Raw genomic sequence first — 10,679 nt, forward strand, 5'->3', positions numbered from 1 at the left:
CACGATGGCTACGGGAGACATGGCTTTTACGAAGCCAAAGAACAAAAAGAAGGTGTTAGAGATTCTTGAGAAGTTTGGCCTCAAGTATGGTGTGACGCTGGTCTACCACGGGATTAATGTGAATCATCTTCATCTGCAGATTAAGCTTTCCAATCGATATGGGTATTATAAGTTCATCCGCGCGGTCACGGCGGCGATTGCGATGGCCGTGAGTGGTGTGAATCGATGGAATAAAAACTCTTCGGGTCGAAAGTTTTGGGATTATCGGCCATTCACACGTGTAGTGATGGGGTATAGGGATTCGGTGCGACTGAATGATTATCTTCAGATCAATCAGCTGGAGGGCTTCGGGGTGCAGAGACCTATTGCTCGACAGATGGTGGCTGAGCGATGGAAGTACTCTAGCTCGTAAAGGACCTCGCCTTCTTCTTTTTAATGAAGACTTTCTCATATTGCGCCGACAAACTTATGCGTGTCTAATAAGTGTAGATAAATTTATCAGCTGTCGGGTTAATAACGGAAGTGTCTCAAACTGAGATGAGTTCTTGGCGATATGCGATTAGGGCTGACGTTTTTTGGCTCAGTTCTTGGATAGTAGTTTGGTATGTGCAAAGCAAAAAAGATTTTAATTCTAATGCTTCTAGGACTTATCAGTTTTCCTGCATTGGCCAACGAAGTTGTTGATGGCGATGAAGAGGATGACTCTGACCTTATACAACGCCTTGTTCAGCAAGCGCCCGTTCCCACTCCACGCCCAGCGCCTCGAGTCACTCCGGTTCGCTCCACTCCTCGACGTGCGGCCCCGGCTCGCGTGGAACGCACGGATGATGAAGACTATGCCACAGACTTCGACGACCAAGTTCAAGAAACCGGCTATGTGGATCGCAATCTAACGGGTTTACTCAGTCGTGTTTCCTCACAAGCTTGGAAGCAGGCCACTCGATCTCGCCGAGTCGCTAATTTTTGTGGCGGTGGTTATCGGTCCGGGAACAGATCTAAATGTATGTGTGCCGCTGGCGTTGCCGATGCACTCCTCGCTTCAGGAGTTTGTACCACTCGCCCCAGCTCGAACGCTCTTCAAATGCATACCAATGGTGTTTTAAGAAGGGCTTGCCCTCGTTTAAATTTAAGTAATTCCAGAGATCCCGGTCGGGCTCCCGCAGGAAGCGTTATCGTTTACGCGGGACATGCAGGTCGCCGTGTTCACAATTTTGGACACGTTGAGATTAAAGTTCCAGTGACTCGCGAACTGTTGCAAACAATGGGTCGCGCTGGAGCCGGATTAAGAGAAGGTGGCTTTATGTACTGTAGTGACTATTGTTCACCTCGCCCAACTTTAACTAGAACCAACCGCGTTGCTGCGATATACAACCTAAGATAAGGAGTCATTATGAAGAGCATTTTAATTGTTTTTATCTTAAGTCTTCAAGGAATCGCCTCTGCCGCTACGCGCGCGCCCGCGTGTGCGAACTGCTCTCGCGCAGATGCACTGATTGCCGAAATCGATCAAAAACGGGTGAAGTGCGAACCGATGAATTCAGCCACGTTTCAGATCCAAAGAGACTTCGTTCGTCGCGGGACTTTAATCACGCGTCGACTACTCACAGAAGCGTCTTTCAATGAATCTCATGCAGAACAAGTTTGGTTAATGGTTTCTAAAGTCGCCGCCTATGACGTCGAGTCTTTCTTAGTTCAAGATATTGGACTGTCGCAATTTAGACAGCATAAAGCGCTACTGAATGCGGCGATCGATCGAATGGTACAAAGTGGTAAATTCTCCGCCGCCCTTAAACTTCAGTTGCAGGAGTACGTGGGTCTAATCCCCAATAAAGATCGACTTAAAGATATTCGTTGCGAGTTTTAATAAAGAAAAGAGAGCCCAACGGTTAAACCGAGGCCATTGAGAGAAAAATCTTTTTGGCCTGCGAGCTCACTGACTCGGACCGCTTGATACTCCAGCATAGTTTTAAACGCCGTAAATTTAGAAAATCCAATTTCAAAACCAACTCCACCTTTACCACCATAAGAGAATCCGAGGGATTGCTCATCCACATCTGCAGGAGGATTGGCCATCTCCATGGATTTGATTCCCCCAATGGCGGAGATCTCGAGGACAGGTCTAAACACACTTCTTAACGAGGGCTTAATCTGAAGTCCAAGGATCAGATCTGCCGCAAGAATATTGGCCCGGTAATCTTCCTCCGCAATCCAAGTTTGAGTGGCGGCATACCACAAGGATCCACCATAGATGAATCTGACATGGGACTGCCCCGAGGACGCTAAATAAGTTGCTCCATATCCGTAGCTGCCCGTAGGGCTTTTTTCTTTATCATCGATAAATGAGTACATCTGTAAACCATAGTAATGATCACTTCGTTTATAAGGACCGTAACAAGGCTCTTTCTCACCATTCCAGTTGACACAAACATCACGATCACGCTCGTCACTTCCCCAGAGCCAACCGGCCTGCGCCGTATGTGCAACTAAAATAGAAAATAGGATCACAAGAAAACGCATCAAGGAACCACCAATAAAAACTCGGGAGTACTCAATATGCCTTGCCCAAGGACTCCGACGTAAACACCTTCAGAGGTCAACTCAACGATGTAGTTAAATATTCGATCGACAACTAAGAGATTGCCATCAGCTCTTTGGGCAATACCACCAGGGGCACCTAAAATGCTGGGGTTACTAAATGTGGCCTGAGCTGTCGCGAGATTCGAGCTATAAACAATTATGCTGTCGGTTGTTCCCGACCACGCCGTAGCAATACTTCCGTTACTCATGACAAGACAACCAGTGGCGTCCGTTGTACCCGCGATTCCTGAGGCCCGAGTGGCAATTTGCGTGCCTGCATCATTGTAGGTGCGAACCACGTCGGATGTGAGTGAGCAGTGAACAAATCCACCCGCTGGCAGAGCACTCAACTGAGTGCCCCCATTTTGCAAAGCACGGGGCCAACCCCCGCTCGTAATTCTTAATCCAGCTGATGTAAAACGCTCGACGTTGTTGGTCTCTATCACAAGAATATCGCCATTATTTAATTGGGTGAGTCCGCGAATATTTCCAGTTAAGTTTCCGTCGGTAATCAAATTGCGAGAACTGCAATCCGTTCTATTCACCGCAACAATGCGATCAGCACCGTCCACTGCGACCGCGAACTCTTCGTTACCCGCGAGCCAGCCAATGCCATAAACTGTCTCGGAACTATTATTGAGATTAAACGCAACTCTCTTGTAATTTCCAAGGGCATCTAATACTAGGACGGCCCGTGTACCACTGTTTGTAACTAAAATATCGCCCGATTGCATGCAGACGTCTTCGACATTATCGTCTTCGTCATCTTTGGGAGCACAGGAACCCGAGAGAAGGCCCACCAATGACAGGCCGATCATGGTCTTAAAATGTCTTTTAAATAAGGATTTAAACATTTGTTTTTCCACTTTATTTTATCGGTCGTTTAGATATATTAATTGACGAATAAGCCGCGAAATCGACCGAATGGTGCGGAAGCCTAGACTATGGATGGGCCGACCCTAGGACTTCGGACTGTCTAATAAAGCGACCTTGCTGTTAATTTTTCAGATATTTTAGAAAAACCTTAACACCGATTATTTTTAAGGCTCTACTCTCGAGCGATGCGACGACTCTTTCAACTCTGTTCCTCGACACTCCTTATTTCAAACTTCGCTTTTGCCGGCGAGCCCACTTTAATGAATCCTGAGAACGATGCCCGATTGGTCCAATCCTTACAACTGGCCGACTCCCGCACATCGGATCGAATCAATATTTTAGTCATTGGCCTTGACGAAAAAAACAATCGGAGTTCGGAAACACCTCTCGATGCTCGCTCTGATATCATGACGATCATTTCTCTCGACAAAGTTAAAAAGAAAGTGAGTTTATTCTCTTACGGACGAGATCTCGAGCTCACTCCCAGTTGCTCACAGCGAATCAGTGGTCGCAATCGCGGAGACAAACTTCTCAGTTCGACGTACCTTCTCGCAGGACGTCGAGTTTTTGTAAAATGCTTAGAGCAGATGACCGTTGAGTTTTTAAACGTCAATGAGGGATTTAAAAGGGAGTATTTGGACTCCCAAGGGCGATTTCAAATTCACGCGGTCTTCGAAGCCACACGCAGCTATACGATGAGCCATGTGACCAAAGAGGCTTTCGAACAAACAAAACGAAACTGGCTGTTTTTCATGAGAACCTATGGTTTGATGAGCTTTCAGGAATTGCTCTCCGTGGCTGTGAATCGACAAGCTCTCAAAGAAAATTTTAACGAAGCCTTGGCCGATGACTCCACTCCCACGGATCAACTGCTGAGCACCCAAATCGTCACAGAAGAACTGCAAGAGAGAAAAAAATATCCCGCAGGCTCCTACCAACGTTCGTTTAATTTTGCTTTATTTTTGAGTGACATCCTCTCGTGGGTGGCGTGCGGAATAAAGTCTAACGAAAACTCCCGTCCATTTTTTATGGGCGAGATTTTTGGGGAAACTCTTAATAAATATTTGGGTCGCAGTACCGACTTCGCTACTTTTGAGCGAAGCCTGGTTTCGCATGCTGGACCGAATGACCATCTCTTAAAGTACGCCGGCTATGCTTCGGGAGTGTCTCCCGTGAGAATCATCCAGTGGGGTGAGGAGCGCGGGGTTTATTCGATCTATGAGAACGGCGAGCTGCAAATCTCTAGGAGAAATCACGGCCAATTTCTTCCCGCCCTCAAAGTCGTAAAAGTGATGCCCACACCGCCCAACTGTTATACACCCTTATAGATTTTCTAATTTCCAGTCTTCGACTCGCTTTTCCCCCATTAAAATATTATGTTCCAGAAATGCGTTTAACTGCTCTCGCCCTTTGGATCATCGTCTCCACTTTTTCGGCCCACGCCCACACGAGCCGTTGTCATCTGTCCAACAACGTTGAACAAAAGATCTTTGATCTCCAGTTGGGCTCGCACATCAAGCTTAAACTCTATTTACCAGCCCCCTACTCGAGCGAAAAAATTTTAAAAACTCCAAGCGATTTTAGTTTTCAAAAAGACTCTCAGGGAAGCACTACAGGTATCTATCTCCATTACACCTCCGATGAGGGCCATAAAATTCAAGGATTGATCGACTACGGAAACGGAACGCTTTTGATTCTCAACACCGAATTGGGCTCACCGGCGATGGATCATTTCAAATACTTCTGTCCGCATCAGGCTCAGGAACCCACGGGGGAAATCACCAGTCAAACGCTCTACGGCCTCGCGCCCCATCTGGCAAAAATTGTGACGGCTAAGGTGATGCTCGATTCCAGGGGAGCGAGAGCATTACCCCTTGGCTTTAGCAGATGACTCTATTAAAGATGGATTATGGCTAAGTATACAACCCCCGGCAATCTCGGAAGCATCTGTCCTGATTTTAATCTCCCCGGCACAGATAACAATGCACACTCATTATCCAACTACAGCAACGGTAAAGGTCTGCTCGTGATGTTCATCTGTAATCACTGCCCTTACGTTATCGCCGTACAGGATCGCATCCTCGCTCTGGCTCACGAGCTCATTCCGATGGGACTCAATATCGTCGCCATTTCGTCCAACGACGCCGCAAAATATCCCGCCGACTCTTTTGACAAGATGAAAGAACGTGCGCAGGAAAAGAAGTACCCCTTCCCCTATCTTTATGACGAATCCCAAAAAGTGGCGAAAGCCTTTGATGCCGTTTGCACGCCCGACTTTTTTCTCTACGATAAAGATTTAAAATTGGTTTATCGCGGAAGACTCGATGACTCATGGAAAGTTCCCGAGCAAGTGACCCGTCAAGAACTTCGCGGAGCCGCGCTTAAAGTGATCAATGGCGAGAGTGTTCCCGATCAGCAGTACCCCTCAATGGGTTGCTCGATTAAGTGGAAGTTTTAAAGAATTGAGTTGGCGAATTCTGTGGGTGAAAATGGGCGGAGGTCTTCGACGGCTTCTCCGACACCGATCATTTTTACAGTGAGTCCTACGTCGCAGGCGATTCCTACGGCGACTCCGCCTTTGGCTGAGCCGTCCATTTTTGTGAGAATCACTCCGTTAACACCCAAGGCCTGATTGAATTGCTCCGCTTGCACGAGTGCATTTTGGCCGGAGTTGGCATCGAGAACTAGGATGACTTCGTGAGGAGAGCCCGGCATGGCTTTATCCATCACGCGATGGATTTTCTTTAATTCTTCCATGAGGTTTTTTTGCGTGTGTAAGCGGCCTGCGGTATCGACGATCACTACATCAAAATTTTGCGCGACACCTTTTTTGATGGCGTCGAAACCAATTGCACTAGGCTCTTTGGTGTTTTCGGGACTATAGATTTCCACTTGAGCTCTTTCGCTCCATACGCGCAGTTGTTCGTCGGCCGCCGCGCGGAAGGTATCACCAGCGGCGATCAAAACTTTTTTACCTTGAGCTTGCAGTTGGGACGCGAGTTTTCCAATGGTCGTGGTCTTCCCGGCTCCGTTGACTCCGACCACCATCCATACCGTCGTGCCGATGGGATTTAATTTAAAAGGGAGCTCGGTTCCCACCGTGGCCACATTTCCCTTCTCTAAAATCTGAACGATCTCTTTTCGAAGAAGTTCCTTAAGTCCATCAGCGTTCAATTCGCCCCCGGCATTCGCTTCGAGTTTGGAAAAGAGTCTTTGCACCGTTTTAGGACCCAAATCGCTGGTGTAGAGGACTTCTTCGATAAATTCGAGCTGATTTCGATCGAGTTTTTGGGAAGACATATTCGAGGAGATTCGTCCCCAGAAACTTTGGCGCGTATTCGTGAGGGCTTCATTTAAACTCTTAAGGCGAGGCTTTTCCTGAACTGTTTCTTTTTTGGCTTCGACCGCCTTTTGTAGGGCTTCGAGCTCTTGCTGAGCCTTGGTCTTTTTGGCGGGCGCTTTGCCCTTGAAGAGAAAATTATAGACAAAAAATAGGGATATCGCGGCGGCAGAACCGCCACCGATCATAACTTCGGGTGTGAGTAGTAATTCAAACATGTGCTCTTATAAGAGCAAAAGGCCGATTAAACAAGTTCAGCTTGTGCCGCTTCATTCAAATGCGAAGCTAAATCCACAGAAACCATCTTGGAGACGCCCTTTTCCTCCTGCGTTACACCATAGAGCTTCTCAGCCACTTCCATAGTGTACTTATTGTGAGTGACCACAATAATTTGACTGCGCTTCGCCATTTCTTTAACGAGTTCGTTAAAGCGCATGACGTTGGCATCATCCAGAGGAGCATCCACCTCATCCAGTAAGCAATAAGGAGATGGCTTCACAAGGAAGATCGAGAAAATCAAGGAGACCGCAGTCAGTGCCTTTTCCCCTCCCGAGAGGAGAGTTACACTTTGTGCTTTTTTGCCCGGAGGTCGAGAAACGATGTCGATTCCCATTTCGCCTTTTTCTGGATCTTCGATCAAGATCAGGCGCGCTTCTCCCCCACCAAAGAGGACTGGGAAAACCTTTTGGAAACGATCATTGACCGCTTCGAATGTTTCTTTAAAGCGTTTTGAGCAAATTCGATTAATACGATCGATCACCTTACGCAATTGATCTTTGGCATCCACGAGATCGGTGTACTGTTTGCTTAAGAACTCGTAACGGCCAGAAATCTCGTCGTACTCTTCAATGGCCGACAGATTCACTTCGCCAATGCGTGCGATCTTTTCTTTGTAATCTTTGAGTTCCTCGGCCGCCGTCGAAGGATCTCCTTCACGATTTAAATGCTGAGTATAAACTTCGGAAAGCTCTTTTTGATAGCGCTCGCGGATCTGCTCCGTGAGGTTGCTTTCCTTCATTTTGGCTTGTTGTAATTGCAACTGAGCTTCGTTCATGGTCGCTTGCAGTTGGTTTTTAACAGCCATCTGCTCGGACAGTTGCTCTTGGCGCTCCACGAGCTCGGTGTGCTTTTGTTCGTATTCATCACGAAGACGAGCCACGACCTCTTCGTCATCTTTTACGCGACGAATAGAGACTTCGAGCTCTAAGCGTTTTTCTTCAAGAAGAATTTGATTTTGAGAAACGAACTCGATGCTACGCTGAGTTTCCTCAGACATGCGACTAATGCGGCTTTCGACTTCATCTAAAGACGCCTTAAGCATGTCGTATTCCCGCTGGAAGCCCTCTTTTTCCTGAGTTTTCTTCGCGACGTCGATTTGTAAATGAGTGACTGTATCTTGCAAAGAACCTACGCCCGCTTTGGCCGCCTCTAAATCCACGGTCAACTTTTGCGAACGCTCCTCGAGTGACATCTTCTTTTCGCGAAGCTCTTCAAGATGATTCTGAAGAGTGACATACTCTTCACTCTTCTCGGATAGCTTTTGGACAACTTTTTCAACTTCAGACTGCTGGCGATCGATGGCTGTTGCGGCATTCTTCACTTCCACTTCAGCGCGGTCTAATTCGCTCTTAAGTTTAGCGACGGCGATCTCTTTTTCCGTCTGATCTTTTTGCGCTTGTTCTAAGTCCTCGGTCATCTTCTTTAACGTCGACTCGGTTTTCTTATGGGTCATTTGCGCAAGAGCTAGTTTACTGGCCCATTCGTCTTTCGATAATTTTAATTCTTTAATTTCGCGCTGGCGTTTTAAAACTCCAGAAGAGGCATCCTCAGGAGCTCCTCCAGAGATCATTCCGTCGGCCGTGGCCACATCGCCATCGGTACTCACAAAAGTCCAACCTGGATTTTGTTTGATCAGTTCTACCGCATCCACCAACGACTCGACGACAGCGACGCGATCTAAAATGCGACCAATCACCTCTTGGTGTTTTGCCGGAACAGAGACGATATCTTTGAGTAGCGCTTTCACGCGATCATCCGCACGAAGAGGCTCAAGTTTTTCCGAAGCTACGGCTTGGAGGGCGTCGGCGGAGTAAAAGCTCGAACGACCATTTTTATTATCTTTAAGATAAGAAACCGCATCCACCGCCGAGTTGGTATTGGAGCTTAAAATCATTTGTAAGCGCGGACCTAAAGCCGCTTCCATCGCCAATTCGTACTCTTTAGGAACTTCGACGATCTCGGAGATCGGCACGTAGCTCTGTTGAGCCTCGCGCTCCGCATCGGTCATCGGCTCCAAACGTTGTCTCTGCCAAAGCATGACGGATTTAACACCATCTTGGAAACCTTCGAAGTTATTCTGAAGATCTTCCAAACCGTAAAGGCGAGAAGTGACTTCGTTGAGGCGATCTTTATATTCATTCAATTCATTGGTTTTGTTTTCGAGGTCCGCCGCTAAGTGAACGCGGTTCGCGCTCAAAGCTTCCACATCGGCCACGACAGACAATTGCAGTTGACGTTCTTTTTCGAAAGCTTCGGAAACCGTTTTATAATTCTTTTGAATGGCCGAGCTCTGATTTTCAAGTTGTTCGAGGATATTTTTAACTTCCAACTCTTGCTCGCGCAATCCTTGAAGATTCTCTTCCATGCTCAATGACCGCGCCGACATCGACGTCTCTGCTTGCATCACCGTCAATAACTCGCGGCGAATGTTTGTGAGCTCGTCATCGTAAACTTTGATATTGGCCTGATGGCCATCGAATTCGGTCTTCTTGTTTTGATAATCTTCCGTCAAACTTTCCACTTCGTCGACAAGACGAGTGAGTCGAGCGGCCACCTCTTGAATATCGCGATTTAAAAGATCGCGACGAGTGGTGCTTTCGGAAGCCAAAGACCCCGTCATCTCTTTACTGCGACGAGCTTGCTCGATTTCGAACTGAAGCTCTTGGATGGTTTTTTCTTTATCCCGCAAAGAATCGCTATGTTCTTTGAGCGTTTGTTGTTTTATCTGGATCTGACGTTCGAACTCAGCCACATCGGCTTTAAAAGTTTGAACTTCGGCCTCGAGAGTTGTGGAATGTGTACTTGATGCCAAGTCGCGATCGCGAGCGGAGTTGTAAAGAGCCTCTGCCGCTTCGGTTTTTTCTTTGAGAGAATTAAATTCGATCGCCGCTAACCACATCTCTAACGCTTCGATGTCTTGCTTTAAACGACGATAGCGCTCAGCTCTTTGAGCTTGGCGCTGAAGACTTTCTAACTGACGCTTAAGTTCTCCGATAATATCCTGAAGGCGAACTAAGTTGTTCTCCGTTGCCTCGAGCTTTCTTTGAGATTCGCGCTTACGAGCTTTGAATTTTGTAATCCCGGCCGCTTCTTCGATGAGAGTACGACGCTCTTCAGGCTTCGCCGTAACGATACGACCGATCGCACCCTGCTCGATAATACTAAAGCCCTTAGAACCCGCACCGGTATCCATAAAGACCTCTTGGATGTCTCTGAGGCGAGCCACTTCTTTATTGATAAGGTATTCGGATTCGCCCGAGCGATGAAGGCGACGAGTGATCATGATTTCGCTGTGATTCAAATACTTCACAGGGAAAGGACCACCATCGTTTTCTAAGGTGAGAGAAACTTCGCAAAGTCCCATGGGCGCATAGCCCTCGGCTCCAGCAAAGATGACATCTTCCATGGAAGATCCGCGAAGATGTTTCGCCGACATCTCTCCCATCACCCAAACAAGGGCGTCCACGATATTGGATTTACCGCAACCGTTAGGCCCGACAATGCCTGTGATCCCGGCATCAAAATGGATCACCGTTTTGTCTTTGAAAGATTTAAAACCGACGAGTTCAAGTTTTTTAATTCTCAAGTGTCATCCCCACCACAGAAG

10 protein-coding genes are annotated in these 10,679 nt (G+C 47.3%); 6 read left to right on the forward strand and 4 right to left on the reverse strand.

All coding sequences use genetic code 11. The features are described from left to right. The 3 genes from K2Q26_08235 to K2Q26_08245 form a co-directional block, all read left to right on the forward strand. On the forward strand, positions 1–412 hold a 412-nt coding region (locus K2Q26_08235; GenBank protein ID MBY0315492.1), incomplete at its 5' end, for a transposase. Between the two features lie 192 nt (positions 413–604). Further along, positions 605–1,381, forward strand: coding sequence for a hypothetical protein (locus tag K2Q26_08240; GenBank protein ID MBY0315493.1), 777 nt, complete (start codon positions 605–607; stop codon positions 1,379–1,381). A 9-nt stretch (positions 1,382–1,390) separates the two neighbouring features. Further along, entirely contained in the window at positions 1,391–1,864 is a 474-nt protein-coding gene (locus K2Q26_08245; protein MBY0315494.1) for a hypothetical protein, read from the forward strand. On the opposite strand, the gene K2Q26_08250 is transcribed toward K2Q26_08245, so the two are convergent. Both K2Q26_08250 and K2Q26_08255 read right to left on the reverse strand, forming a co-directional pair. After that, on the reverse strand, positions 1,861–2,517 hold the full coding sequence (locus K2Q26_08250) for a hypothetical protein (protein ID MBY0315495.1): 657 nt from the start codon (positions 2,515–2,517) through the stop codon (positions 1,861–1,863). The genes K2Q26_08245 and K2Q26_08250 overlap by 4 nt on opposite strands. Beyond that, positions 2,517–3,431: a hypothetical protein gene (locus K2Q26_08255; GenBank protein MBY0315496.1), complete on the reverse strand. Its 915-nt coding sequence runs from the start codon at positions 3,429–3,431 to the stop codon at positions 2,517–2,519. Before K2Q26_08255 ends, K2Q26_08250 begins: the two co-directional genes overlap by 1 nt. A gap of 207 nt (positions 3,432–3,638) precedes the next feature. On the opposite strand from K2Q26_08255, the gene K2Q26_08260 reads away from it, so the two are divergent. From K2Q26_08260 to K2Q26_08270, 3 genes are read left to right on the forward strand one after another with little or no spacing between them, the layout of a single operon-like run. After that, positions 3,639–4,781, forward strand: a complete 1,143-nt coding sequence (locus tag K2Q26_08260; GenBank protein ID MBY0315497.1) for a hypothetical protein — start codon at positions 3,639–3,641, stop codon at positions 4,779–4,781. A 59-nt stretch (positions 4,782–4,840) separates the two neighbouring features. Then, a complete protein-coding gene (locus K2Q26_08265) occupies positions 4,841–5,344 on the forward strand; it encodes a hypothetical protein (protein ID MBY0315498.1) in 504 nt (167 codons plus the stop codon). A gap of 18 nt (positions 5,345–5,362) precedes the next feature. Next, entirely contained in the window at positions 5,363–5,911 is a 549-nt protein-coding gene (locus K2Q26_08270; protein ID MBY0315499.1) for a thioredoxin family protein, read from the forward strand. On the opposite strand, the gene ftsY is transcribed toward K2Q26_08270, so the two are convergent. Then, a complete protein-coding gene (ftsY, locus tag K2Q26_08275) occupies positions 5,908–7,011 on the reverse strand; it encodes a signal recognition particle-docking protein FtsY (protein ID MBY0315500.1) in 1,104 nt (367 codons plus the stop codon). The genes K2Q26_08270 and ftsY overlap by 4 nt on opposite strands. Positions 7,012–7,037: 26 nt before the next feature. Continuing rightward, the gene (gene smc, locus K2Q26_08280) at positions 7,038–10,658 is read right to left on the reverse strand and encodes a chromosome segregation protein SMC (protein ID MBY0315501.1); all 3,621 of its coding nucleotides are present in this window, start codon (positions 10,656–10,658) and stop codon (positions 7,038–7,040) included. Positions 10,659–10,679 lie beyond the last annotated feature (21 nt).

This window comes from Bdellovibrionales bacterium (assembly GCA_019750295.1).
Taxonomy (GTDB): Bacteria; Bdellovibrionota; Bdellovibrionia; order Bdellovibrionales; family JAGQZY01; genus JAIEOS01.

What these genes read in the sequence shown, in the direction of transcription:
- K2Q26_08255 (MBY0315496.1), bottom strand. Translation starts at nt 3,431, where the DNA reads ATGTTTAAATCCTTATTTAAAAGACATTTTAAGACCATGATCGGCCTG.
- K2Q26_08265 (MBY0315498.1), top strand. Translation starts at nt 4,841, where the DNA reads ATGCGTTTAACTGCTCTCGCCCTTTGGATCATCGTCTCCACTTTTTCG.
- K2Q26_08250 (MBY0315495.1), bottom strand. Translation starts at nt 2,517, where the DNA reads ATGCGTTTTCTTGTGATCCTATTTTCTATTTTAGTTGCACATACGGCG.
- K2Q26_08270 (MBY0315499.1), top strand. Translation starts at nt 5,363, where the DNA reads ATGGCTAAGTATACAACCCCCGGCAATCTCGGAAGCATCTGTCCTGAT.
- K2Q26_08260 (MBY0315497.1), top strand. Translation starts at nt 3,639, where the DNA reads ATGCGACGACTCTTTCAACTCTGTTCCTCGACACTCCTTATTTCAAAC.
- ftsY (MBY0315500.1), bottom strand. Translation starts at nt 7,011, where the DNA reads ATGTTTGAATTACTACTCACACCCGAAGTTATGATCGGTGGCGGTTCT.
- K2Q26_08240 (MBY0315493.1), top strand. Translation starts at nt 605, where the DNA reads ATGTGCAAAGCAAAAAAGATTTTAATTCTAATGCTTCTAGGACTTATC.
- K2Q26_08245 (MBY0315494.1), top strand. Translation starts at nt 1,391, where the DNA reads ATGAAGAGCATTTTAATTGTTTTTATCTTAAGTCTTCAAGGAATCGCC.